Origin of the sequence: Psychrobacter urativorans, assembly GCF_001298525.1 — a bacterium.
GTDB classification, from domain to species: Bacteria; Pseudomonadota; Gammaproteobacteria; order Pseudomonadales; family Moraxellaceae; genus Psychrobacter; species Psychrobacter urativorans_A.
On record NZ_CP012678.1, the window covers coordinates 945,152 to 970,470 of the forward strand.

Annotated in this window: 22 protein-coding genes; 11 read left to right on the top strand and 11 right to left on the bottom strand. The window is 41.2% G+C overall.

All coding sequences use genetic code 11. The features are described from left to right. Positions 1-52 precede the first annotated feature (52 nt). The 3 genes from AOC03_RS04120 (at position 53) to AOC03_RS04130 (ending at position 4,204) form a co-directional block, all read left to right on the top strand. Positions 53-433, top strand: coding sequence for a RidA family protein (locus tag AOC03_RS04120; RefSeq protein ID WP_062533722.1), 381 nt, complete (start codon positions 53-55; stop codon positions 431-433). Positions 434-607: 174 nt separating this feature from the next. Further along, on the top strand, positions 608-2,881 hold the full coding sequence (locus AOC03_RS04125) for a primosomal protein N' (RefSeq protein WP_157049284.1): 2,274 nt from the start codon (positions 608-610) through the stop codon (positions 2,879-2,881). 129 nt (positions 2,882-3,010) lie between these two features. Next, entirely contained in the window at positions 3,011-4,204 is a 1,194-nt protein-coding gene (locus tag AOC03_RS04130) for a cation diffusion facilitator family transporter (protein WP_084785765.1), read from the top strand. 55 nt (positions 4,205-4,259) lie between these two features. Here AOC03_RS04130 and AOC03_RS04135 read toward each other — a convergent pair whose 3' ends face one another. Then, positions 4,260-4,571, bottom strand: a complete 312-nt coding sequence (locus tag AOC03_RS04135) for a hypothetical protein (RefSeq protein ID WP_062533723.1) — start codon at positions 4,569-4,571, stop codon at positions 4,260-4,262. 294 nt (positions 4,572-4,865) lie between these two features. On the opposite strand from AOC03_RS04135, the gene AOC03_RS04140 reads away from it, so the two are divergent. Both AOC03_RS04140 and AOC03_RS04145 read left to right on the top strand, forming a co-directional pair. Beyond that, positions 4,866-5,570, top strand: coding sequence for a hypothetical protein (locus AOC03_RS04140; protein WP_062533724.1), 705 nt, complete (start codon positions 4,866-4,868; stop codon positions 5,568-5,570). A 76-nt stretch (positions 5,571-5,646) separates the two neighbouring features. Continuing rightward, positions 5,647-7,542, top strand: a complete 1,896-nt coding sequence (locus AOC03_RS04145) for a monovalent cation:proton antiporter-2 (CPA2) family protein (protein WP_062533725.1) — start codon at positions 5,647-5,649, stop codon at positions 7,540-7,542. A 149-nt stretch (positions 7,543-7,691) separates the two neighbouring features. On the opposite strand, the gene AOC03_RS04150 is transcribed toward AOC03_RS04145, so the two are convergent. Beyond that, entirely contained in the window at positions 7,692-8,621 is a 930-nt protein-coding gene (locus tag AOC03_RS04150) for a DUF2628 domain-containing protein (protein WP_062533726.1), read from the bottom strand. A 316-nt stretch (positions 8,622-8,937) separates the two neighbouring features. Here AOC03_RS04150 and trmB point away from each other — a divergent pair, with 316 nt between their 5' ends. The 3 genes from trmB to AOC03_RS04165 all read left to right on the top strand — a co-directional run bounded on the left by trmB (position 8,938) and on the right by AOC03_RS04165 (position 13,036). Continuing rightward, on the top strand, positions 8,938-9,693 hold the full coding sequence (trmB, locus tag AOC03_RS04155; RefSeq protein ID WP_227514320.1) for a tRNA (guanosine(46)-N7)-methyltransferase TrmB: 756 nt from the start codon (positions 8,938-8,940) through the stop codon (positions 9,691-9,693). Positions 9,694-10,927: 1,234 nt separating this feature from the next. Further along, the gene (recA, locus tag AOC03_RS04160) at positions 10,928-11,986 is read left to right on the top strand and encodes a recombinase RecA (RefSeq protein ID WP_062533728.1); all 1,059 of its coding nucleotides are present in this window, start codon (positions 10,928-10,930) and stop codon (positions 11,984-11,986) included. Between the two features lie 27 nt (positions 11,987-12,013). Beyond that, positions 12,014-13,036 (top strand): regulatory protein RecX, encoded by a 1,023-nt coding sequence (locus tag AOC03_RS04165; RefSeq protein WP_062533729.1) that lies wholly within the window; start codon positions 12,014-12,016, stop codon positions 13,034-13,036. Positions 13,037-13,073: 37 nt separating this feature from the next. Here AOC03_RS04165 and AOC03_RS04170 read toward each other — a convergent pair whose 3' ends face one another. From AOC03_RS04170 to AOC03_RS04200, 7 genes are all read right to left on the bottom strand, one after another. Then, a complete protein-coding gene (locus AOC03_RS04170; protein WP_062533730.1) occupies positions 13,074-14,531 on the bottom strand; it encodes an anion permease in 1,458 nt (485 codons plus the stop codon). A 267-nt stretch (positions 14,532-14,798) separates the two neighbouring features. Then, positions 14,799-15,518 (bottom strand): YidB family protein, encoded by a 720-nt coding sequence (locus tag AOC03_RS04175; protein WP_062533731.1) that lies wholly within the window; start codon positions 15,516-15,518, stop codon positions 14,799-14,801. Between the two features lie 176 nt (positions 15,519-15,694). Then, positions 15,695-16,153, bottom strand: coding sequence for a hypothetical protein (locus AOC03_RS04180; RefSeq protein WP_062533732.1), 459 nt, complete (start codon positions 16,151-16,153; stop codon positions 15,695-15,697). 114 nt (positions 16,154-16,267) lie between these two features. Then, a complete protein-coding gene (locus AOC03_RS04185) occupies positions 16,268-16,561 on the bottom strand; it encodes a succinate dehydrogenase assembly factor 2 (RefSeq protein WP_084785766.1) in 294 nt (97 codons plus the stop codon). Positions 16,562-16,636: 75 nt separating this feature from the next. After that, positions 16,637-17,542 carry a dihydropteroate synthase gene (gene folP, locus AOC03_RS04190; RefSeq protein ID WP_062533733.1) on the bottom strand — a complete coding sequence of 302 codons (906 nt, stop codon included), beginning with the start codon at positions 17,540-17,542 and terminating at the stop codon, positions 16,637-16,639. A gap of 153 nt (positions 17,543-17,695) precedes the next feature. Beyond that, the gene (ftsH, locus tag AOC03_RS04195; RefSeq protein WP_062533734.1) at positions 17,696-19,591 is read right to left on the bottom strand and encodes an ATP-dependent zinc metalloprotease FtsH; all 1,896 of its coding nucleotides are present in this window, start codon (positions 19,589-19,591) and stop codon (positions 17,696-17,698) included. A 374-nt stretch (positions 19,592-19,965) separates the two neighbouring features. Further along, positions 19,966-20,598 carry an RlmE family RNA methyltransferase gene (locus AOC03_RS04200; protein ID WP_062533735.1) on the bottom strand — a complete coding sequence of 211 codons (633 nt, stop codon included), beginning with the start codon at positions 20,596-20,598 and terminating at the stop codon, positions 19,966-19,968. Between the two features lie 421 nt (positions 20,599-21,019). Here AOC03_RS04200 and AOC03_RS04205 point away from each other — a divergent pair, with 421 nt between their 5' ends. Further along, a complete protein-coding gene (locus AOC03_RS04205) occupies positions 21,020-21,331 on the top strand; it encodes a YhbY family RNA-binding protein (RefSeq protein WP_062533736.1) in 312 nt (103 codons plus the stop codon). 190 nt (positions 21,332-21,521) lie between these two features. Continuing rightward, positions 21,522-22,310, top strand: a complete 789-nt coding sequence (locus AOC03_RS04210; protein WP_062533737.1) for a hypothetical protein — start codon at positions 21,522-21,524, stop codon at positions 22,308-22,310. 176 nt (positions 22,311-22,486) lie between these two features. Here AOC03_RS04210 and AOC03_RS04215 read toward each other — a convergent pair whose 3' ends face one another. Beyond that, positions 22,487-23,191 carry a CHAP domain-containing protein gene (locus AOC03_RS04215; protein WP_062533738.1) on the bottom strand — a complete coding sequence of 235 codons (705 nt, stop codon included), beginning with the start codon at positions 23,189-23,191 and terminating at the stop codon, positions 22,487-22,489. Between the two features lie 252 nt (positions 23,192-23,443). On the opposite strand from AOC03_RS04215, the gene AOC03_RS04220 reads away from it, so the two are divergent. Next, complete coding sequence (locus AOC03_RS04220; protein ID WP_062533739.1) at positions 23,444-23,959, top strand: hypothetical protein; 516 nt, start codon at positions 23,444-23,446, stop codon at positions 23,957-23,959. A gap of 287 nt (positions 23,960-24,246) precedes the next feature. Here AOC03_RS04220 and lpxC read toward each other — a convergent pair whose 3' ends face one another. Beyond that, the gene (gene lpxC / locus AOC03_RS04225; RefSeq protein WP_062533740.1) at positions 24,247-25,164 is read right to left on the bottom strand and encodes a UDP-3-O-acyl-N-acetylglucosamine deacetylase; all 918 of its coding nucleotides are present in this window, start codon (positions 25,162-25,164) and stop codon (positions 24,247-24,249) included. Between the last annotated feature and the right edge of the window lie 155 nt (positions 25,165-25,319).

Below are 25,319 nucleotides of genomic sequence, written 5' to 3' on the forward strand. Positions count from 1 at the left end.
TCTACTAAATATTTAGCGCATTACATAACCAAAAGCACCATAAGGATAGTTTATGACTCGTCAAACCATCTCAACTGATAAAGCCCCTGCCGCTGTTGGTACTTATTCACAAGCCGTAAAAGTTGGCAATACTGTTTATGTTTCAGGTCAACTTGGTCTTGACCCTGTGACCATGGAATTACAAGAAGGGTTTGAAGCACAAGCTAAGCAAGCCTTTGAAAATATCAAAGCCATTTGTGAAGCCGCTGGTGGTAGCTTAAATGATGTGGTCAAATTTAATGTATCATTAACCGATTTAAATGATTTTGCGGCACTGAATGAAGTATTCATTGCAAATTTAAGCGAGCCATATCCTGCCCGCGCTGCCGTGCAAGTGGCTGCTTTACCTAAAGGCGGTGTGGTTGAGATTGAGTCGATTTTATATATTGCATAGTTTTAATATGATATGACATCATCGTCAAATATATAACTATTGAATCACAACAATAAAGCCCGAATACTGTTATTTGGGCTTTATTTTTTTATCCTGAGCCATACTTCTTTTCCTAATATCTTATTATTTCTAATTATTAATCTTTCTAATCATGCGAGGCAGCTAACGCGCGTTATGTTGGTACAAGTGGCTTTACCCGTTCCCCTTTATCGTGTATTTGACTATAGCGTGTCAACAGATGCGAGCGCGTTACCCACGCCTGTCTTACCAGAAATCGGCAGTCGCGTCGAAGTTTCTTTTGGACGGCAGACCTTAATCGGTATTGTCATCGCTCATATTAATGAAGCCGATAGCAGCGTCCCTATTAATAAGCTAAAACCCATCAATCAATGTTTAGATGATGCGCCTATCCTAGATGAGCTTATGTTAACGTTGGCATCGTGGCTAGCGCGTTATTATCATTATCCGCTCGGTGATGTGTTGTCTGTCATGTTGCCAACGTTAATACGCCAAGGGAAACCGCTGGATTTATTGATTACCCATTGGCGCATTTTAGCAAACGTCAATGATGATGATTTTCATGCCAATGCCAATAAGCAAAAACAGCAGTTTAATATGCTTAAATTGCATGGTAAGCACGGGGCAAGCGAAGAGGTATTATTATTAGAAGGGATGCAGCGTTCATTTTTAACCACTTTAGAAGATAAAGGCTTAATTGAACGCTATATCCAACCGAAAACTGCGCCCAAACCTGTCAGCTTAGCGAAAATGCCGCTTGACCTTAACAATGAGCAAAAAATTGCCGTTGACGCTATTCTTGAAGCGCACAGCGCAGGTCGTTATAGCGGATTTTTATTAAACGGTATTACTGGTAGTGGTAAAACGGAAGTCTATTTGCAAGCGATGCAAGCAGTTTTGGAAGCCGGTCAACAGGTCTTAATCTTAGTGCCAGAGATTGGACTTACACCGCAAACACGAGCGCGCTTTGCCAGTCGTTTTGCCGCACAGATTGTGTTATTACATTCAGGCATGAGTAATACTTACCGCATGCAAGGTTGGCAGGATTGCCGAACGGGACACGCGCAAATCATCATTGGAACACGCTCAGCCGTGCTCTATCCTTTTGCCAATTTAGGATTAATTATCGTTGACGAAGCCCATGATGCCTCTTATAAACAACAAGATACCTTGCGCTATCATGCCGCTGATGTAGCGCTATATCGCGGTCTACAATATCGTATTCCTGTCGTGCTCGGTACCGCAACCCCTACTCTTGAACATCTAAAACTGGTGCATGATGGCAAATTAATAGAATGCCAATTGCGCACGCGGGCGGGCAGTGCCAAGCTTGCCACGATGCAGCTTATTGATGCTCGCCTGCAACCTACGCACCAACAACCACAAGATGATGGCGCACGTTATGATACGGGGCTAACGGATAAGCTGATTGGTGCAATACGGCAAACGTTAGAAGCGGGCGATCAGGTATTGATATTTCTCAATAGGCGTGGCTATGCGCCTGTTTTGCTATGTGAGGCGTGCGGTTGGCAAGCTGACTGTCCACGCTGCGATGCGCATTTGACCGTGCATTATAGCAATCAGGCTCATTATCACTCTTATTTAAAATGCCATCATTGTGATTGGCAGGCTTATATTCCTGCGGTTTGTCCTGATTGTGGCAGTCAAAATTTAGATGCTAAAGGTATGGGCACCACACGGCTAAGCGAAAATCTCCATGCGATTTTTGCTAATCCGCAAACCAGTAAAAACCTGTATCCCATTATTCAAATTGACCGTGATACCACACGTCGTAAAGACAGTTGGGAGAAGATTTATCAGCAGATTAATCAAGGTAAACCGGCAATCTTAGTCGGGACGCAAATGGTGGCTAAAGGACATCATTTCCCCAACGTTACCTTAGTGTGTTTACCTAATGCCGACCGTGGATTTTTATCCGCTGACTTTCGCTCACCTGAACACACCGCGCAGCTAATGATTCAAGTGGCAGGGCGTGCTGGACGCGGTGACAAAGTAGGTCACGTCTTGATTCAAACCCTACAGCCTGATAATCCATTATTATTAAAACTGGTCAAAGACGGCTATCTGCCCTTTGCTCAAGAGTTACTGCAAGAGCGCAAAATGATGGGGTTGCCGCCTTATAGCCATGCCGCCTTGATTCGCTGTGAAGGTAAAACATTAGCTGCCACGACCCAAGCATTAAAAGATGCTATTTCTCTGTTGCCAGCCGCGCATAATTTAGCGGTACTTGGTCCTATTGATGCGCCCATGAGTAAAAAGAACAGCCGCTATCATTCACAGCTATTATTATTGGCTAAAGACCGCAACCAACTACATCATGTTTTAAATCAATGGTGGCAACCCGTACTTGCCTTACCCAATGTGAAATACCTCAAGCTTACTTTGGATATTGATCCTGTTGGTTGGTAGCATTTTCACTAAAATTAATATTTAGATTTTCACTGCCGCTTTACAGCTATGTACTAGCAAATAGGCTCATTTTTCTGTATTAATTATGGTTGCTAAATCAATTTAACTTTTATTATTCTGAGTGCCGTTATGAGTGTCGAAAAGACCAGTGCAAAAGAGTCACATTCTGAATTGAATAATGGCGAACCATTAGCAGGTCATCACCTCTCTGAGGAGCACAATAGGGAACATGAGCATAGCCATAGTGATGGTCATAGCCACGCCTCAAACGCTAACCCTGTCTCGCACGACACCAAAGGCTATCAGCGCACCTTATTACTCAGCTTTATTATTATTACCGGTTATATGTTTGTCGAAGCCATTGGTGGCTGGCTGACGGGAAGCTTAGCGTTATTATCCGATGCGGGTCACATGCTTAGTGACGCAGTGGCATTGGGCGCAACGCTCATGGCATTCAAAATTGGTGAAAAAGCAGCAACGCAACAGAAAACCTTCGGCTATAAACGCTTTGAGATATTAGTCGCTGGCGTCAATGGCGCAACGCTGGTCATCATTGCGCTGATGATTTTTTATGAAGCCCTTAAACGCTTTAACTCGCCACCTGAGATTGCGACGCAAGGTATGCTCATTATTGCCACCATTGGTATGTTGGTTAATATCTTGGTCGCATGGTTGATACATCGTGGCAATCATGATGATGCGCACGCTCATAGCCATGACTCAACGGCTGATAATAAACACACCAACCATAAAAATTCTAATACAAAAAATCCAGATAAAAAGCCCACTAACTTGAATATGCAAAGTGCCTATTTACATGTATTGAGTGATTTGATGGGTTCGGTTGCTGCCATTATTGCTGCGTTATTAATGATGACTTTAGGGTGGATTTGGGCGGATGCCGCCGCTTCGGTTATCGTGGCGGTATTAATATTAATTAGTGGTTACCGCGTAGTTCGTGACTCTGTACATATTCTCATGGAAGGCACACCCAAAGGCCTATCACTAGAAACCGTTGAACAACGCTTAATTGAACACGAACAGGTGCAAAAGGTACATGATTTGCACGTGTGGAGCATCACCAGTGGTTTGCATGCGCTATCGTGTCATGTGGTAGTGGACGGTGAGATGAATATTCATGAAGCAAGCGTCCTTATTGCGGAGTTAGAACAACGCTTGCAAGATTTGGGTATCAGTCATGCGACCATTCAAGTCGAAAGCGGTACTCATCCACAAACTACCGCCCATTCTGACGCGCTCGTTTGCGATATTACTGCACGTCCCGTTAAGACAACCGGTGGTCATCATGGGCATTCTCATTAAATCAGCGCAGGCAAAATTGACACGCCATACAAACCCATCAAACCATCTAGAACGCTTAGCCCTTTCTAGAACGCTGCACTATTCGCCAAATATAGCGGAACGTCAACCACGCTAACCAAATCAACCAAAATGCAGTCGCCATCCAAATGGCTGCACCAACACCCACCATCGTCATTCTTATCCAAAAATCTAGGCAGCCAGTGCACATATTAGGCAGATAACTGGGTCCCATCGTAGAGGCTAAAAACAACCAAAATCCGATTGCTACTGCTAATCCCACATTTATTATTCTTAATATTATCTTGGCAACTAACTTAAATAAGCGCGGCTCTTGATTGGTAGAGGGTTGTGCTAATTTTTTGTCCACAAAACACCAACCTTAATAACTGACTCAAAAATAATACTGTTGAATAATATTTATTGGCGCAAGCACTATCTAGCGCTTTATTTCTCCATATCTCCATTCTATATAAAATAAGTAACAATAAATTCCCTAGCCATAAGATGCTATAGCCATTGCAAACAAATTGAACTTATGACGGTTTATGTGGTTATAATAAATATCAAATTATCGATAATAAATGGCTGGTCGGCAGAACCATTGACCTTATTTATTATTTTTGGCTTTATTTTTTAATCTATTTAATGATGATCTCCTATTATGTCTAGACGCTCAGCTGCCTTTGTTGCTCCCAGTGATATTGACGACCCTCTCTCAAAAGAGGGAAAAAAGCACGCGAAAGTGTTGCTATCAACGTTGCAAGAAGACATTGCCAGTTTTCGGGATACTTATTTCCCGCCTGATATTTTACGTCAAGTGCGCGATATGCCCATTTATGAAGGTAATTTGGCAGAAGTCCAAGCCTATCGGCAAGAGTGGCAACTGTTGATTGAACGCGCGATGGCATTTTATCCTGCTGCTTATCTCCCACCTGATAACCTACCGTTGCCTGCCAGCCTTGAGATTCCGCAGTTCATCTATCACGTTCAGCGCCTGCATTTGACCAAAACGCGCGCCAAAGAATCTACGAGCTTTGGTTCAGTTGGCGCACTGACAGATAAATGTGGTGACTACACGCCGCAAGAGCTTGAGCGTATGCAGGCAGTATTTGACAACAACGATGAAGCACGATTAGTCGCACATCGTGAGTTCATTGACTTACGCGCTTATGTGTTCTGCCGAGACCATAAAGGCGAGATGTTAGAGCCTGAACGCATACGTTTTTATCGTACGGGTTTAATTGTTCATGCCTTACCTGATTTTAAAATTGTCGATAGCCGGCAGACCCCACGTAAGCAGCGCAACGATGCATATAGCAATCCGCTTGCGGACAACAGTGTGTGGAAAATTTATCTTAAAAAATAGTGTTTTATTATAAATTGACTACTCATTGTTGCCCTATTTTTATATGATGTATTTTACCGATTGCTAAGGAATCTATATGCTCGCTGCCATCGTCGGCTCACCAAACTTAATGTTACAAGCCACGATTTTTTTGGGTGCAGCGCTGCTTCTAGTACCGCTTGGTAAGCGTTTCGGACTCGCTACCGTCTTAGGTTATTTAGTCACCGGACTGATATTAGGACCTAGTGTACTGGATGTGGTTGGTGATGCTGAGAGCCTGCTGCATTTTTCTGAGTTCGGTGTGGTCATGCTGTTGTTTATTATCGGGCTTGAGCTGCAACCCTCGCGCTTGTGGGCGCTACGGCGTTCGATATTTATGCTTGGCGGCTTGCAAGTCGGTTTGACCGGCACGTTGTTGATGGGTATTTTATATCAATTTTTCTCTCTACAACTAGATACTGCCTTTATTGTTGGTTTTGGTTTAGCCCTTTCGTCTACTGCCTTTGTCTTACAACTTCTAACCGAAAAACAGCAACTCTCAAGTACTCACGGTCGCGAAGCTTTCACTATTTTACTTTTTCAAGACATTGCTGTTATTCCATTATTGGCGGTCATTCCCTTCTTATCAGGCATCCGTGAACAAAGCTACGACCTTATTTATTTTGCTAAAGTATTTGCCGTGTTTGCCGGTTTAATTTTCTCTAGCCGTTATATTGTGCGTCCATTTTTCAAATTCGTGGCGCTCAGTGGTGCAACTGAATTACTGACTGCCGTCGCGTTATTTATCGTGATGGGCGTGTCCATCTTGATGGAGCAGATTGGGCTGTCAATGGCGCTAGGGGCATTTTTGACGGGTGTGTTGTTGGCGGATTCTGAATACCGTCATGAGCTTGAAGCCAGTATTGAGCCTTTTAAAGGCTTGCTACTTGGCTTATTTTTTATGTCAGTCGGTATGCTGACCGATGTTAAACTGATTATAGCGCAGCCAGTATTTATCATTGGCTGTGCTATTGCCTTGATGCTGGTTAAGTTTGGAGTGGTCACCGCTATTGCAAAGGCTTCAGGTAATCGCTTGCCGACCAGTATTCGACTGGGCGTCACCTTAGCCCAAGGCGGTGAGTTTGCCTTTGTACTATTCAGTGTGGCATCTATGCAGAACGTACTCAAACCTGAGCTTGCCAATGTGCTCAATCTGATCGTCACGATTTCGATGGCACTCACGCCGCTGGCATTTTTATTATTAGAGAAATTTGGCGAGCCGTTGTTTGCGAAACGCAAGACCAGTCGTGAATACGATACCATTCCTGACCAAGAGCATCAGGTTATTATTGCAGGCTTTGGACGTGTCGGACAGATTATTGGGCGGGTGCTGCGAATGCATAATATCGAGTTTACCGCGATTGAACGCTCAGCTAACAGAGTGGATTTTGTGCGTAAATTTGGTAATCAAGTCTATTATGGCGACCCAAAAAACCCTGAAATTCTACGCGCTGCCGGTATAAAAAAAGCACGCCTTTTTATCATTGCGGTTGATGATTTAGAACGATCGGTGACCACGGCGCAATATCTGCGCCGTAATTATCCTGATCTCATCGTACTGGCACGAGCGCGCGATCGGCAGCACTATTATCGCCTACGTGAAGTCGGTGTACGCCATATTTGGCGTGAGACTTATTTATCCTCGCTAGATATGTCGCGTGAATCCCTACAGCTATTGGGTATTTCACCTGAAAAAGCCCGCGAAACCATTCAAACGTTCCGCGATTATGATGATGACTTGATTGAACGCCAACAAGCCATTTATGATGATGAGGCGCGGATGATTGAATCGGCACAGTCAGCAGTCGCTGAGCTTGAGAGTTTATTTGATGAAGATATTGATAAGGCGCGAAAAATGGATTTGGGTAATCTTTATACCGTGCTAAAAAACAAAGTTGTGCCAACCGATAGTACTGTAGAAAATAGTACCGAAAAAGATAGCCAAAAAAAATAACACCGAAAAAACAGTCCTACTGATACCGAGACGTAATCGTACTTAATAGCTATCTTTAATAGCCATACTTAAATAGGTTTAAATACTTATAAGGCTAAATTCTCATTTTCTAACCCTCAGAATTTAGCCTTATAAGTAAACCACTTAGTTTAATCCTCAACGCAGTATGTAGGCACTTGTTTTTTATTAAGAGAGCTGGTGCAGCGCCAGCTATTGTCATCCACCTTATGATAAAACAGCACGGTCTGATCATTCAAATAGCGGTTTGGAAACTTAACATTCTGGATAGTCGCTAATACCGTACAGTCTGTTTCAGGCGCGCCAGCTGCTTGAGTAGCAATTTGGATACGCACCTGCGATTCATTAGTGTTTAGTGGTAAATCGACAGGACACTGCCCTGTCTGCTGATAAATGAGTGCCACTTTATTTTGCGTGGTTTTAGCGAGGTCATAAGTATTAAATAATACCTCATTCTCTTTTGGCTTAGCCACAATAGGCAAAAATTGCACATTAATGACCATCAAAGCAAAGGCAAAAAACCCAAACCCCAGTCCCAAACCGTATAAACTGACGCCGCCTTCACGCTGTAAATGTGCCTTTTGCGCAGCTTCATCACGCGGATAATCGTTAAGCGCATCCGCAATCTCACGTCGTGCCATACGGTAATAATAGGCATCCGTCCAGCGCGCCACCATAAACGACCAAAATAACCAAATGATTGCCGCGATACCGATGCGCGTTGCCATCTGATAAGCGTCAGGAATATACGACATCGCAGCAAATTCAAAAAATACCAGTACTAAAGCAACATTGAGCTGAATAAATGACCAACCTGCCACACTATACACAATCGCATCCATATAGCGCTTACGATATAGCAGCCATGGAAAAGTGATAAAAAATGCTGCCCAATGCCATTTGGGCGATAAATAACCTTGCTTATCGAATTGTTCAAAACGCTTGAGATAATAATCTTGCGTCCGATGACCCAAAAACCATTGATCCAACTGTTTGCGCTTAGCCGGCGTCAGTTTTTCTTGATAAAACGGCGGCGGCGAATCTGTCTCGATAAATAGCATATCAGTAGCCTCAGTTGGCTATTAAGAAGGAGATAAACTGCATCATTACCGCTTTATTATATGATAATGCCAAGACAGATGTATATGATGACGCGCACATCAAAGCGCAGCGTTTCTAATCATCGAAAGTATGATAGACATTCACACTAGAAATTATTTCGCCTATAATAGGTACATATTCCTCACTTTATTAAGCTCTAGCAACTTTATGAATACTCTTACCAAGCAAAACGCGCCAACCGATACTGTTAATTCAGACGTGCCCGCTACTAACGAGCATAGCAACCCCGCTGAACAAGCGCTTAGCGCACAGGATATGAATGCGATAGCAGTAGATGACGCTACCACAGACAATCAGCCAAGCAAGCGTATCCGTATCGTCAATACCTTTATGAAGCGCAAAACGCATATGAATAAAAATGCTGAGCAAGCGCTAACCGATCCAGAGTTTGCGCACTATCTGGTCAATAATAGCTGCGGTGATGGCAATCTTGATAACATTCATGATTTGCGAATTTTATTTACAGATACCCCAAACGGTAGCGAAGCACCGCTGACGCTTGAGATTGGATTTGGTCTTGGTGATTCATTTATTGAAATGGCAGCCGCTGAACCGTCGCGTAACTTCGTTGGTATCGAAGTTCATGAGCCTGGTATTGGTAAATGTGCGTATATGGCAGGGACACAAAACCTGACCAATGTTAAAATTATCAATGGCGACGCGATTCAACTGCTCAAGCAGTTACCAGAAAATCATATTGATCGCATCCAACTCTACTTTCCTGATCCTTGGCAAAAAAAGCGTCATTACAAACGCCGCTTTGTCAGTCCAGAACGTATGACCATCTTGACCCGTAGCCTAAAGCAAGGCGGCTGGTTTCATACCGCCACTGATTGGGAGCATTATGCTTTTTGGATGGTCGACGTGTTAGATGACTTTTCAGGGCTCAGTAATAAATCTGGCAAGGGTAACTTTACCCCACGTCCTGATTTTCGACCCATGACCAAGTTTGAGCGTCGTGGCTTAGAACGTGGGCATGGCGTTTGGGATTTGATTTATACCAAAGATTAGTGGCTACCGTTTGATTATTTACTCTATATTTAGCGGCTGAATGTTACAGCCGCTTTTTTATGGCAATATACTTTTATCTACCCATATTCCCATATTGTTGGTAAAACTGATTTTACACAAGTGCTTACGATAAGACCTTATATCAAGCACTTGCATATTTTTTTAACACTGGATAACATATTTCCGCTATCCATTTTGTATGGATCAATTATTTTTAATGACTTTGATTCAATAATGCAGGGAAGAAATCTGCCCTTTTTACTGACCATCTTTTCCCATAAAAGGATAAGCTGATTTATCATCGTAGTGTATGGTGATACTTATCAACGAGTCGTTTACTGTGTCAAAAATGAAGCGTTATGCAGTGTGAAACATCGCCGTAACCCTTTATTTACGATGCATAAGGCAGTATGAATACGTTAAAGAGATGCTCGTCATTGAGCCTTACCCATATTTACGACGAGCGCAAAGCTTGGTAACATAAGGCATACATGAGTTCTCCACATAAGCTGTGGATAACCTTGTGGATAACTAGGTACTTGACAGCTATTTAGCTTGGTATCTTAAAGGCTAAGGTAAAATTGGTCATTTTTTGTACAATTAATTAATACAATTAAATCAATAACTTATAAATTATCAAAACTAGAAGATATTTATTTTAAAATAAATCTGATTAAGCCCAATGTTTCACAGTTTCATTCATTTAGTCCATTTTTAGATAATGAATACATAAAGATTTTATTGATAGATAGCACTGTTAATAGCTCTAACTTAGCATATAAAAAGCAACGCTTGCTAATATTTTTCATTCTATCTTTTACCCTATTTTTTATGGCTTCTTACAATAGTATACGACAGCCAATGTCGCTTGGTATACTGCCACCCCTTATATAACCTACGAACTTTGGTATAATAACCTCATCAAATAAAACAATGCCTTACCTAGTAAGTGCCACTTTAAAATTCATCGCAACAATCTATATTTATGAACTTTTTTCTACTCTTAATATAACTTTTTTACTGTATAGTAAGCTGACATACGCTCTACAATCTATTAACACTCATCTTTTATGACTTCATTTGTAAGCTTCTAACGATTGGTTTTATACCAAGCTTGATACTCAGTTTCATACTGATATCAAAAATAAACCCTGTCTAAGAACAGCACGATTCAATACAAATAGACTTACTAATTTACGTTTTCACATTATTCATTGACGACAAGGTATCCACTATGGACGACAATAAAGCCAAAGCACTTAAAGCGGCACTCGGTCAAATTGAAAAGCAGTTCGGTAAAAATACCATCATGCATTTAGGTGACAGTTCAGCAGCACTTGATGTTGATGTGGTCTCGACCGGCTCATTAGGTTTAGACATTGCACTGGGCATTGGTGGCTTACCTAAAGGTCGTATCGTTGAGATTTACGGTCCAGAAAGCTCTGGTAAAACGACTATGACGCTACAAGCCATCGCAGAGTGTCAAAAGCAAGGCGGTACGTGTGCCTTTATTGATGCTGAACACGCGTTAGATCCGGTGTATGCTCGTAAACTTGGGGTAAATACCAATGATTTATTAATCTCGCAGCCTGATAATGGCGAGCAAGCGCTCGAAATTACGGATATGTTGGTACGTTCAGGCGCAGTCGATATGATTGTGATTGACTCAGTGGCGGCATTGACACCACGTGCTGAGATTGAAGGCGAAATGGGCGACTCACACATGGGATTGCAAGCCCGTTTAATGAGCCAAGCCTTGCGTAAAATCACTGGTAACGCCAAACGCTCTAACTGTATGGTGGTGTTTATTAACCAAATCCGTATGAAAATTGGTGTCATGTTTGGTAGCCCAGAGACCACGACTGGCGGTAATGCACTGAAATTCTACGCCTCAGTGCGTATGGATATTCGCCGTATTGGTGCGGTTAAAAATGGCGATGAAATCATCGGCAACCAAACTCGTGTGAAAGTTATTAAAAACAAAATGGCACCACCGTTTCGTCAAGCTGAGTTTGAAATTACTTATGGCGAAGGTACGAACCATTTAGCAGAAGTCATTGATTTAGGCGTTGAAATTGGCGCTGTTGGTAAAGCAGGTTCATGGTACAGCTATGGCGATGAAAAAATTGGTCAAGGTAAAGCCAACTCAGTGATATTCTTAAAAGAGAATCCTGCGATTGCAGAGGAAATTGAAGCCAAAATCCGTGCCGAAAAACTCGGTGTAAAAGATGACAGCCAAGTACCAGATGTAGCTGAGCTTCATGAAGAATTAGATGCAGAACCAATGCAATAGTTATTTATTGATTATCGATTAATCGTTATGCAGATTAAAACATTAGCCGAAATACTCGCTGAGTCAGAATCTGACTCAGCGAGCTTGTCTGTATCTAAAAAAAAGAGCCTATCTAATTCTAATAACAGAACGGACAGTAACGCTAATAATTATCCTAGAGAATCAAAGGTAGAGTATCAAACACCTGATGACCAGCAATCTTCCGACACGACCATGAGTAATGATTTTTTTACTACTCGCCCTTCCTCTAAAATACCTAATAAAAAAACGCAAAAACGTAACAAACGCTTTCATCCAGCAGCAAATTTTACTGCCGAACCTAGTGACGCACCAACCTATCAGCCTCCTCAACCGCAAAGTATTAAAGAGATGCTTGCCGAGGTAAAACGCGAAGTTCACGATGATAATAATACCGATTCCAATATACTGTCAGAATCAGATAACCATGCCGATAACCTACCCTCTGCCCTTAAAGCCTATTTACGCTCGCCGGAACAACGCCAAGCTGAAGTAGATGCTATTAAAGCAGAAAGCCGTTTACGTTGGTTGGCATTTTATTATTTATCACGCCGTGAATATGGTAAAGCTGAGCTTAGACAAAAGCTCCTTGATAAAGAACAAGACCCTGATAAAACGGATGCGTTGTTAGACGAGTTTGAAAGTAAGGGCTATCAAAGTGACTATCGCACTACTTTAATGCTTATCCGTGAAAGCATTCGTAAAGGGCGCGGACGGGGTCATATTAAGCAAGAGTTTTATCGTAAGAAAATAGACATGCCAAGCAATATCGACGAACTTATCGATATGGCAAATGAAGAATCTGATGAATTTAGAGAGTTTATTGATGATAGTGAGGACAGCTTAATTGAAGGCATTGATTGGCTAAAACTTGCGGTCACGGCACGTACCAAAAAATATGGTGAAAACATACCAATCGAGCAAAAAGACAAAGCGCGACAGTTAAGATTCTTGCAATATCGTGGTTTTGATACGGATATTTGCTTTCAAGCGCTCAATTATACTTTGGATAATTTAGATGAACGCTTTTAGCTTCTGAGTTTTGAATGTTATGGATACTTTTATATCATTAATAATAGCCGAGTAGCTTCCACCAAATAAGACCTGCGCCTATCCACACGACTAAATTCACCACACTCATTATCGCCCCTATAATCCACCATTCACCAAGTGTCACATAGTTGGAGTTAAAGATAACTGGTGCTGTACCAGTCGCATAATGCGTCAGCGTCATCATAATATTACCTGCCGCCGCAAGTATCAGTGCATACAACATTGGTGGTGCGCCTAAACTTAACCCTACGGCATAAAAGGCAGCAAATAGCGCGGTAATATGGGCGGTGGTACTGGCAAAAAAGTAATGAATATAGAGATAGACCAAGGTTAAAATTACGACTGCGCCTATCCAACCGACACCTGTTACACCAATCATCGTTTCAATATTGCTTGAAAACCAGCCGACTAAACCCAGTTTATTCAGATAAGATGCCATCATAATCAGCGCACCAAACCAAATAATGGTATCCCAAGCGGACTTTTCCTTGAGTACATCTTCCCAAGTCAGTACACCGGTCAATATTAATGTCGTCAGACCTATAAAAGCGGTCGTTGTCGCATCAACGCCAAAGCGTGCACCAAAGAGAAGTTCTGGTATGTTCGCCCATAGAAACAACATCAAGGCAAATACTCCAAGCATTATTTTTTCATCGCGGCTCACCTGACCCATTTCTGCCAAATTCTCTTGAGCAAAGGCTTTCGCATCGGGGGTGGCTTTTACTTCAGGAGGATAAATCAAATAAATAACCAATGGCATCAATAATAGGCATAGCATCCCTGGGATAAACATCGCCACTGCCCATGTCGTCCACGATAACTGAATCTCACTACCCGTGGCTTTATTCACCAAATCTACGACTAAAGGATTCGGAGCAGTGGCAGTGATAAACATACCAGAAGTAATCGGGTTAGCATGATAATTGACCATCGCTAAATAACGACCAATCTTCTTTTGGGTGCCCTCTTCTGGCGTAGAATGAAAGCTTTGGGCAATCGACTTCATAATCGGGTGAATAATACCGCCACCTCGGGCAGTATTCGATGGGGTAATAGGCGCAATGATCAGCTCAGCAGCAGTCAATGAATAAGCAACGCCAATGGTTTTTTTACCGAAGATAGTGATAAAGTAATAAGCAATACGCCGACCCAAACCTGTTTTTATTAAGCCTCGTGAAATCATTACCGCGATACCAATTAACCAAATTAATGGACTGGAATAACTTGATAAGGCGTCACTTATTGCTGCTTGGGGACTCTCATTGGTGACCCCTGTGACCGCCACCAATGTCACTGCAATAATAGCAAGCGCGCCAATGGGCAATACTTTACCAATAATAGCCACTATGGTCGCAATAAATAGGGCAAGCATATGCCAAGCTTCTGGTGTCACGCCAGTGGGAACGGGAATAACAAACCAAATTATCAAACCGACTACAAGAGCAATAGCGGCAGGAATAGGTTTAAATGGCATAAATAAATTTCCTTATAAACTTAACTCATAACATACAGCCCGTCATGAATTTACAATCATATTAATATCTAGCCATCATATTATAGCTATAAAAAACCTGTATTAATGTTCACTATTTTTAACATATTTATTTAAAAAGTCGAAAGAATTAATATAGCGCATAAAACTGATATTTTTTTCAATGCATAGCTAATATCACATAAAAAAAGAGCGCGTTAATAAACGTGCTCTTTTTTTATAGCATAATTCCATTAAATTAAAACTATCTTATTTTTTTAGGGCGCTCAAACGATTAGACAGCTGACTAATAATTTGATCAATTTCTTGATTAGCCTCTGATTCATTATCCAAGTTACCATATGGGGTCAATTGATTCATGACTTCAGGTAGCAATTCTGCCAGCCCTTGACGTACTTCCATATCGTTAGCGCCAGTATGCGCTGCCACTTGTTGAATTTCATTTTCATCAAATAAGCGATTGATATCATTCGGATCAAGATTATCATTTAATTCATGATTGCTCATCCACGATCGCGCTTGATGATCATAACCCATGCCGGTTATTTTTGAGAGTGCGCCACTAAGACCACCATTACGCTGAATCCAGCTCAATACCATGGGCATAAGTGCCGCAACGAGCATTCCTTTACCACCAATGCTGCCTCCGTTACGCTGACCACCCAAGACACTGCCTAAAATATCACCTAATCCACCAGAGCTAGTACTAGCGTTACCTTGTTTATTGCCACCGACCAGACTACCCAAGATATCTTCTAAACCAAAATGATTATCTGACTGACGGTCGTATTGCTGCGGATTATAATCACGGGGTTGATTGCGATTTCCGGTTAATACGCCACCTAAAATATCGCCAAGTCCACCCGTACGACGCGGCGTAATGCGCTGATTAATAGGATTGCGTTGATGGTCTTCTGGATCAATAGCACTGCGCGCCACTTGTGACACTAAATTCCCTAATAAGCTCATAATATTGTCCTTTTATTATTAATATTCTTATAAATCAATATCGCACAAATCCTCAACCAATATAACAAATCTCTTTCAGTGCTTAGATAGGTGTTTTGTTATAGCATGTAGAGCTTCGTTAGCGTATATAAGATAAATCAGTGTTAGTAATAAAACGCTTATAAGCCGTCATGTATTTAATTTGCTGTTATCGGAACAACATTGGCTAAGATATTTAATGCTCGCCATTCATCAGCAGTCACTTGGTCACGAAATACAGTCACTGATAAAGGGCGCTGGTAAGGCTCAATGACAATAAACTCAAAATGTATGCATAAGTGATAACGATGCATCTTATATAAATTAGCTTGCCATAGCGCATCACCGCGTTGCGTACGCATCAGTGCTTGCCAATTTTGATCCACACGCTGAGCAAGTGGCGGCTGACTTAAATGTAGTAATATTGGACGCGTTAATGCTAAATAGCTCAGCACTGCTGCACTGACAACCAGTATCAATACATATTGCCATAATGATAATTCTGCAAGCCACGCCAATAGCACGAACACACTCGTCAAGCTGACATATAACCACGTACGTAAATAGCTAGACGGCTTTATTGATGCATCAATACGTAAAGACTTTCCATGAGCCATATTTTTATCACTATCATATTTTTATCACAGTCATATTCTTTCCAAACACCTGAACAGGCAAATAATACTATTATCCTGATTTTAGCGACAATGCCAATGTCCACTAAATGATGGCTAACTGTCTTTAGAATGACGCCAGTTTTTAATTTTATTAACCAGTGCCCAAATTGCTTCGTCTTCAGGCTGACGCTGATTGGTAAAATAATCAAGTAAGTCTGGATCTTCATGCGTAAGCATTTGTGCAAAGGTTTCTTGCTCAGCCGGTATTGCGGTTAGATATAGCTCTTTCACGTAGGGATCAATATAAAAGTCCAATTCTTTTAGACCGCGCCGTGCTTGATAAATAATACGGCGTTGCTCATTGGTTGGTTCTGGCTGAGTTTGCATAGCTGAGTTGGTTGTTGTCATAAAAGTAGTCTCATTATTTAACGTTAGATTTAAATTAGAATAAAGAGTGAGTATGCTGCTGGCTATTAATGCTTACTATTGAGTATTGTACTTATTGTAATCCGATAACTGACACCACAATGCAACTGCTTGCTGCATCATCGCCACATTATGAGTGCGAATAATACTAGCGCCTTGTTGCAATGCAAAAATTCCAGCGGCAGTACCAGCTGCATCTCGTGCCGTCGCCTGAGTCTCTGCTACTGCTGTAACCCCACTTTTTTTGAGCACTTCTGCCAAAAAACGCTTACGTGAGATACCAAACAGAACTGGGAAACCAAGCGCTTGCAAGCTATTAAGCTGAGTAAGTAAGGCGCAGTGATGTTCATAATTCTTCGCAAAACCAAATCCAGGATCGATAATTATCTTTTCACGTTTAACGCCAAGACTGATTACCTCAGCAATACGCGACTTTAATTCAGTGCTTACCTCACTGATAACATCGTTATAGTGTGCAAGGTTATTCATGGTTGTGGGCTCACCACGCATGTGCATCAACATTACTGGAATATCGAGCTTGGCTGCCATGTCTTCGGCACCCTCACGTTTTAACGCACGAACGTCATTCCAGATATCAGCACCTTCATTAAATGCTGCTTGCATAACCATAGGGTTACTGGTATCAATAGACAACCAAACGCCATCACCATACTGTTTCCGAATCGCCTTAACTACTGGAATCACACGTTCAATCTCTTCGCTAGTGCTAACTGCTTCAGCATTTGGGCGCGTAGATTCACCACCGATATCAATAATAGTTGCGCCTGCCTCCAGCATTTCTTGGCAATGAGCAACAGCCGTATCAATACCATTAAACGCTCCCCCATCAGAAAACGAGTCTGGCGTCACATTTAAAATGCCCATGATATGGGGCTGAGATAAATCCAATGTTTTGCCGCGACTGGTGACGGTATAAGCAGGTAATGGGTTAAATAATGACATAAATCATCCAGCATCAAAAAAATTATAACGAACAGTTTAAGGCTTCCTGAACTCATCATACCAGTAAACCTTATGCTGTCCTAAAATAGTGTCAATAAAAAAGCCCTTTTACGTAAAAGGGCTTTTTATTAATCATGATATGATTTTCTGATTTTACATCGCAGGTAAAGGTGGCGGCGTTGAACCAGAGGTATTCACATCATTTTTCGATAAGTTTACTTCTGTATGCTGATAAACTCTAGGCGGACGTGGTGCTTCACCCGCTAAAATATCCTGCAACTGATCTCGATCAATCGTTTCCCATTTCATCAACGCATCAACCATCGCATGCATTTTATCGTGATTGGCTTCAATCAGTTCACGAGCGATATCATATTGTTCCTCTAACATCCGGCGGACTTCTTCATCTACCTTTTGCTGAGTGGCTTCAGATATCGTACGCCCACCGCCACCGAAATAGCCTTGCGAGCTATCGTCATCTTCGTAGACCATGATGCCTAGCGCGTCTGACATGCCATATTTAGTGACCATTGCACGTGCCATTTTAGTCGCACGTTCAAAGTCATTTGATGCACCTGTTGACATTTGATTGATAAACACTTCTTCAGCAATTCGACCGCCAAATAAAATAGCAATATCACTCAGCATTTTTGATTTATACAAACTGGTCTGATCATGCTCAGGCAGCTGCCAAGTGACGCCAAGCGCAAAACCGCGTGGCATAATGGTGACCTTATGCACAGGATCCGTACCCGGTAGTAACTCCGCTACTAAGGCGTGACCCGACTCGTGATAGGCTGTTGCACGGCGTTCTTCTTCACGTATCACCATTGATTTACGCTCAGGACCCATATAGAGCTTGTCTTTTGCATCTTCAAAGTCATTCATATCGACGCTTCGCTTGTTACGACGAGCGGCGAATAATGCAGCTTCATTCACAAGATTGGCAAGCTGTGCACCACTAAATCCAGGTGTACCACGCGCCAATGAATGCGCATCAACACTGGTGGTATTGGGTAGTTTTTTAAGATGCACTTTTAAAATCTGTTCGCGCCCTTTAATATCTGGCAAACCGACTTGTACCTGACGGTCAAAACGACCCGGACGTAATAATGCCTTATCAAGAACATCAGCACGGTTGGTTGCAGCAATGACAATAACACCTTCATTACCTTCAAAACCGTCCATCTCAACCAATAATTGGTTTAGCGTTTGTTCACGCTCATCATTACCGCCGCCCATACCGGAACCACGATGACGACCGACTGCATCAATCTCGTCAATAAAGATGATACAAGGGGCACTTTTCTTCGCTTGCTCGAACATATCACGTACGCGTGACGCACCGACACCAACGAACATCTCAACAAAGTCAGAACCTGAAATTGAAAAGAACGGTACTTTAGCTTCACCAGCAATGGCTTTTGCCAATAACGTTTTACCTGTACCTGGCGGACCCACCATCAAGATACCACGTGGAATCGTCGCACCAAGTTTTGTAAATCTATCCGGCGAGCGTAAGAACTCGACCACTTCTACCACTTCTTCTTTTGCTTCTTCACAACCAGCAACATCTTCAAAGTTCACTTTGATTTGATCTTCAGTGAGCCTTTTGGCTTTTGACTTACCAAAGCTCATCGGACCGCCGCCTTTACCACCTGCGCCGCCTTGCATGTTACGCATGAAGAATAGGAAAAGACCAATAATCAATAAGATTGGGAAACTGGCAATCAATAGCTGCATTAAGACACTTTGACGTTTAGGCGCAGTACCTTGAACTTCAACTTTATTTTCACGCAGCAATGGCATGAGCTGGTCATCCATCACGGCCGGTCGAATGGTCTCAAACGCAGAGCCATTTTTTTTCTCGCCGGTGATTTGCTCGCCGTCAATTTCAACACTGGCTACCTGATTTTCAGACACTGCGGTCACGAATTCAGAATAGTTTAGGTTATCGGGCTCTGTAGATTTATCAAAGCCGCTAAATACCAGCACCAAAACGCCGATTACCACCAGCCACAATAAGGTATTTTTTACCATGTCGCTCACTAGTTATTCCCATCCCTTACTTATTGGTGTGTTTACTAAACACGTGACGTCTTCGAGATTATGGTTCATTGGCAATTAAATATTTATCTCATTTGGTAAAATAAAGATAAATGTTTATCTCAATAAATGGCTTACTCTTAAACGACTTTGCCTGAAACAATTTCTCATCATAAAGTACTTTAAACAAAAAGTGCTTTAAACAAAGCTAATATACCATTATATGTGGTTTTAACTCTGACAATTCAAGCAAGACCCGTGTTTATTCAGTTAACAATTGTAGCGGTTTTTGAGTATTCTCAAGTTTATTTCATTGTATTTACTATAGAAGTTATCATAGTAGTCATGCCTTGTAGCCACATTTAGCTATCGTCTATCTATTTAATGGCTATCCAAAATATCTCTTTTGAGCGTGCTCGCGAGGCATCAGGCTTAATACTACGCACTTTACTAAATTGTGACTGCATTTGCTTGCGCAATTCTTGTGCGCCCGCCCCTTCAAATACTTTCATAATCAGTGCCCCACCTTCTGGTAAAGTCGCCAAAGCAAAATCTACCGCCAGCTCGCATAAATCCATCATTCTGGGCTGATCAACCACACTGTTGCCAGAAGTATTGGGTGCCATATCAGACAACACCACATCTACTTGCTGATCACCAACTTCTGCCATGATGCTATCAAAAATCTCAGCTTCACGAAAATCGCCCTGAATAAAAGTGACATTTTCCAGATTATCCATTGGTAAAATATCAGAAGCAATCAAAATTCCGCTATCGCCCACCATTTTACCGGCTACTTGTGACCAGCTACCAGGTGCACTGCCCAAATCCACCACGGTCATACCTTTACTAATGAGTTTAGTTTTATCATTAATCTCAAGTAATTTATAAGCCGCACGCGCGCGGTAACCGTCTTTTTGCGCTTGTTTTACATAATGGTCGTCGATATGCTCTTTCATCCAAGCGCTACTGCTTTTTGACAAATTCTTATTTTTAATACGCGTGGCCAAAATAACTTCTCCTACTATTATGCAATTTATAAATGGGTGACTGGCAACATGTAATGACCAACGTTAAAGCAATTATTTAACGTGATGTCGTTAATATATATGGTTAATGGTAAAAACTACAAGCCAGTGGTTTAAATTGACTTTAACATGAATGATTTAGCAGCTTTATAAGCCAGTAGCGTTTATAATATGCTAATACAGTCAGTTTAACATTTCCATCATGTAAAATCGTGCAAAATCCTGCTGATTTCAGGCAAGACGGACACCGATTACTGCAAGACGGAAACTGATTATTGATAGTGCTGATAAAAATTTTAATGAGTTCGAATTTTATTGTTAATTAGAGTCATTTTAATCGCCACTATCATGATGATACACTTATTAACCCTGACTTTTATGTTTACCAACGCTTAGGAATTTTATGGAACTTGATAACGCTACACTTAAACGCCTAAAGGGTATTGGTCACGAGCTCACAGCTGTGGTGATGATTGGCAATAAGGGTATCACCCCTGCCATTACGGAAGAGATCGACCGTGCTTTATCCGATCACGAATTGATTAAAGTAAAACTACCTGCTGGCAGTAAAGAGGAGCGTGACACTGTCACCACTGAGCTTGCAAAAAATGCTAAAGCGCAAGTCATTCATACTATCGGTCGTATGGCATTGTTACTGCGTAAAAACCCTAATGCCAACCCAAAACTGTCAAATTTGTCACGTCACGCACAGTAATTGGTATTTATTAGTTTAAATATTGCATTGCATACTAAGCAGTGCAAAGTATAAAAGCCGCGATGCATAAGTGCTCGCGGCTTTTATATTGCCCATTCTGCGGTTCAGACCATTAGTATTAGCTCTATAATTATTTAATTAGTAATCCCTTCTTCCCATTATTAACTGCCATTCATAATGAACGACAACTATGAGTCAAATTTTTAATTTACGTTTAGCAACTGATACTCTAGCTACTGACGCTCAGCTATTAAATGTCACTCCCGCACACCTACAAAATATCAATATTCAAGTTAGCGTTTCTATTATCCAGCAACCAGAACCGCAATTATGGTTTACTTATCAAATTCAAATACCCTATGCAGAGTTAGCAGCACAATTAAGCTGGTCAACTTGGCAGCAAGCGCAGTGTCATTTTACTGACTACTTATGGGAAGATACCTGTCTTGAGTGTTTTATAGCAGGCAGTTCTACTGACTCTAATGAAGCCACAAGGTACATAGAAATCAATGCCAGTCCGAATGGGCGCTATGCGCTTTATCACTTTAAAAGTTACCGTAACCAATCTTCTTTGCCACCACTGCCTTTATTGTATATAAATAAATTGCAAACAGAAAAAAAGTCGCGTGCTTATATCAACTGGTCTGACAATATTATTGAGCCACCGCTAACGTCGAAGCTTTCTCCAATGAATACCTCAAGCCTTATACCTGTAAATTTAAAGACTCATTCTTTCAAACCCCGTTATTGCTACCAACGGCGCTTTGGCTTGCCAATAAGTCAACTACCCAGCTACTTTTTTAATGATAGCTTCTCTAGTAGTGTCGGTATTGAACAATTGCATCCTTGTGTCATTTTACGATTCGGTGAAATCGCTTTATATTTTGCTTCTGCTCATGTTTCTCCGCCTGACTTTCATCAACGCTCTTACTGGCCATCCTTTGATTATCAAACAGTAATGGCAAGCCACAAGGACTGAATAGATAGCACCTGTTAGCAGCATTAAATTATAAGAATATTTAACGCCAGTTTTCAACTATAACCCTAATGCTAAGCTTAATTTTAAGCATAAAAAAACCCAGCAATGCTATCAATGGCATTACTGAGTTAAGAATAAGCGTTGAGTTTATTAATAAACCCCTACTTTTTCAGATATTATTTGTCTGCCATAGCAAGATAGATACCACGGTTAGAAGCGTCGTCCACATATTGTGAATCACGCCACGTGCTATAGCCATAGATATTGCTATATGGACTGATACTATTTTGGCGGAAATCAGATATCCAATTTGAGCCATCAAAGATCTGAATATGACCGTGCGGATGTTTTGAGCTGCGATCAAATACTACGACATCACCGACTTGAGCAGGCATGTCATTGCTAATCTTAGTGAAACCAGCTTTAGCAAGGGTACCGCGTGTTTCATACTGATAGGCTGAAGGATTAGGCGTAAATTCGTAGCCGGCAGATTGTAGTGCTTGGCGGACATAGCGTGCACAGCGACCAGAACTTCTAGACAGTGCCACACTTGATGCCCGCGCAGCTGCTACAGCTGGGGCTGAATTACGATCTAAAACTGATTTAAACTGTTGTTTTTTTTCAGAATATAAACGACGAGATAATGTATCAAGCTCACTACCCTTTTGTTTAAGAACTCTGATAGCTTGACTAATTTCGTCATTGCTAGACACATGAGCGCCATTACTGGTGCTGTAGATATTTTGCGAAGAACCGTAGGAATTAGAGATATTTGCTCTGGTATAAGTCAGTGTACTATTTGAGATGTTATTTACAGCAGCACCACTCGTTTGTGCTACCCCCATTCCCAATACTGACAAAATTAATAAAGCCTTTTTCATAAATTTACTACCTATTGTTAATGCAAGATTGCCTGTCATCCATGACAAAGCAGTAATTAATTTAGAAGATATAATCATTAAACAAACATGATAAAATTCTGGTTTCAACAGCGCACTCTATCGTCTACAGAGGTTAACTTTGGCATTATTACCAATCCAGCTATCCGCCTCGTAAAGAGCTTGCTGTTTATCCTATGTTGAGCAGCTTTACATCTATTCGCTTTAACATCACCTATTAGATGAGTAATGACGATGTCAAAAAAACAGCCTAATCGGCTCGCTCAGCTTATTGATCATCAGGCATTTGCTGGTAGCGCACTACCGCGAAGCCTTGCTGATAATATGCGTATTTATACACAGGCGACCAATGAAATAAAAATACTACTGGTAGATTGTCTACCGGATGAGATACTTAATAGCTGTTGGGTTGTCGGTCTAACGACTGAGCAACTCACTCTCAGTGTCAGCTCAATGACTGCCGCCAATCATATTCGCTACTTAAAAAACGCTTATCTACAAGTGTTAAAAGAGCAGTCTATTACATTTCAACAACTCAAGCATATTCGTATCGTGGTAGTGAAAAATCCTGCTGTAAATACATCACCTAGTGAACAATCAGCATTGCCAACAACCTTGTTAAAAGCTCATAAACCCAATGAAAATAAGGTTCTTAGCCAAAACACAAAGCGGACTATATCACAGGCTGCAAAGCATGTCACCACTGATAAAAATCTTAAAAATGCACTATTGCGCTTAATAGATGAGTAAAAAACCTCGTCTTACAATGTAAAGTTACGTTAAATAATTAAGAAAAAACTGACTAAAAGGACATATTTTTTATTATTTTCTAAATAAAAAAATCGTCTGATAATTGAATCAACTATATAGATTCAACTATCAGACGATTTTTTATTGAGTGAAGCGTTGGTGGCGACTAGGGTTGAGAGAATGATTCTAATAATATAAAAATAGATAATAAGATAATGCCTTTCGATTGGTCTCTACTCTATGTAATCTTACGTAAATGTTGCGATACATCGTGTATATTCGTGTATTCATCCCTCGACAGTTAGATGTGTCAAAGGTAAATATTCGATAGGACAAGTTACATTGTCATCAAAAGTTACAATTTCAAAGTTATTTTTATCTGATAAAATTTCACGTACCAATAAATTATTTAAGGCATGACCAGATTTATAGGCATTAAATCGACCCAATATTGGATAGCCAATGAGGTATAAATCGCCTAACGCATCTAAAATTTTATGGCGTACAAATTCATCAGCAAAGCGCAAACCTTCAGAGTTGAGAACTCTGGTTTCATCAATGACAATAGCATTATCCATACTGCCACCTAACGCTAAATTATTTTTTCTGAGCGTTTCAATATCCTGTAAAAAACCAAAAGTACGAGCAGCACTCAATTCTTCAATAAATTTGTGAGTAGAAAAACGCAGCTGGGCGTGCTGATAGTCTTTATTAAATGCAGGATGATCAAAATCAATTTCAAAATTTAACTCAAAACCGTCATATGGACGTAACTCTGCCCATTTATCATCGATTTTAACGCGTACAGGACGCACAATTCTCAAAAACTTTTTAGGACTCTCTTGCTCACAAAAGCCAGCTTGTAGTAATAATCCTACAAATGGTGCAGCACTACCATCCATAATAGGAATTTCGGCAGCAGACACTCGAATCAATAGATTATCAACGCCAAGACCGGCAATCGCACTTAATAGATGCTCAACCGTACCCACACGAGTACCACCAAACACTAAATTGGACGACATCATGGTATCTTGTACCAAAAAAGCACTAGCAGGAATCGGCGCACAGCCTACAATATCGGAACGCTCAAATACGACTCCCGTATTGATAGGCTGCGGATGAAACTCTAGGTCAACAGATTCGCCACTATGCAAGCCAATACCAGTAATAGCTATCGCTCTGTTTATAGTTCGTTGATTCATGGCTATTTTCTCACATATCTTGTTACAATTGTCCTAGTGTACCATTTGCTGCCCCTTATTCGCTATAGTTAAGAACCCCTAATTTACTCATTTCTTTGTTTTATTACACTTATTATGAGAATTTCTTTGATATTGTTAATCCTCTAAAACCATAA

What these genes read in the sequence shown, in the direction of transcription:
- lpxC (WP_062533740.1), bottom strand. Translation starts at nt 25,164, where the DNA reads ATGAATCAACGAACTATAAACAGAGCGATAGCTATTACTGGTATTGGC.
- AOC03_RS04125 (WP_157049284.1), top strand. Translation starts at nt 608, where the DNA reads ATGTTGGTACAAGTGGCTTTACCCGTTCCCCTTTATCGTGTATTTGAC.
- AOC03_RS04130 (WP_084785765.1), top strand. Translation starts at nt 3,011, where the DNA reads ATGAGTGTCGAAAAGACCAGTGCAAAAGAGTCACATTCTGAATTGAAT.
- AOC03_RS04185 (WP_084785766.1), bottom strand. Translation starts at nt 16,561, where the DNA reads ATGACAACAACCAACTCAGCTATGCAAACTCAGCCAGAACCAACCAAT.
- recA (WP_062533728.1), top strand. Translation starts at nt 10,928, where the DNA reads ATGGACGACAATAAAGCCAAAGCACTTAAAGCGGCACTCGGTCAAATT.
- AOC03_RS04180 (WP_062533732.1), bottom strand. Translation starts at nt 16,153, where the DNA reads ATGGCTCATGGAAAGTCTTTACGTATTGATGCATCAATAAAGCCGTCT.
- AOC03_RS04145 (WP_062533725.1), top strand. Translation starts at nt 5,647, where the DNA reads ATGCTCGCTGCCATCGTCGGCTCACCAAACTTAATGTTACAAGCCACG.
- AOC03_RS04150 (WP_062533726.1), bottom strand. Translation starts at nt 8,621, where the DNA reads ATGCTATTTATCGAGACAGATTCGCCGCCGCCGTTTTATCAAGAAAAA.
- AOC03_RS04205 (WP_062533736.1), top strand. Translation starts at nt 21,020, where the DNA reads ATGGAACTTGATAACGCTACACTTAAACGCCTAAAGGGTATTGGTCAC.
- AOC03_RS04215 (WP_062533738.1), bottom strand. Translation starts at nt 23,191, where the DNA reads ATGAAAAAGGCTTTATTAATTTTGTCAGTATTGGGAATGGGGGTAGCA.
- AOC03_RS04220 (WP_062533739.1), top strand. Translation starts at nt 23,444, where the DNA reads ATGTCAAAAAAACAGCCTAATCGGCTCGCTCAGCTTATTGATCATCAG.
- trmB (WP_227514320.1), top strand. Translation starts at nt 8,938, where the DNA reads ATGAATGCGATAGCAGTAGATGACGCTACCACAGACAATCAGCCAAGC.
- AOC03_RS04175 (WP_062533731.1), bottom strand. Translation starts at nt 15,518, where the DNA reads ATGAGCTTATTAGGGAATTTAGTGTCACAAGTGGCGCGCAGTGCTATT.
- AOC03_RS04140 (WP_062533724.1), top strand. Translation starts at nt 4,866, where the DNA reads ATGTCTAGACGCTCAGCTGCCTTTGTTGCTCCCAGTGATATTGACGAC.
- AOC03_RS04210 (WP_062533737.1), top strand. Translation starts at nt 21,522, where the DNA reads ATGAGTCAAATTTTTAATTTACGTTTAGCAACTGATACTCTAGCTACT.
- AOC03_RS04165 (WP_062533729.1), top strand. Translation starts at nt 12,014, where the DNA reads ATGCAGATTAAAACATTAGCCGAAATACTCGCTGAGTCAGAATCTGAC.
- AOC03_RS04120 (WP_062533722.1), top strand. Translation starts at nt 53, where the DNA reads ATGACTCGTCAAACCATCTCAACTGATAAAGCCCCTGCCGCTGTTGGT.
- folP (WP_062533733.1), bottom strand. Translation starts at nt 17,542, where the DNA reads ATGTCATTATTTAACCCATTACCTGCTTATACCGTCACCAGTCGCGGC.
- AOC03_RS04170 (WP_062533730.1), bottom strand. Translation starts at nt 14,531, where the DNA reads ATGCCATTTAAACCTATTCCTGCCGCTATTGCTCTTGTAGTCGGTTTG.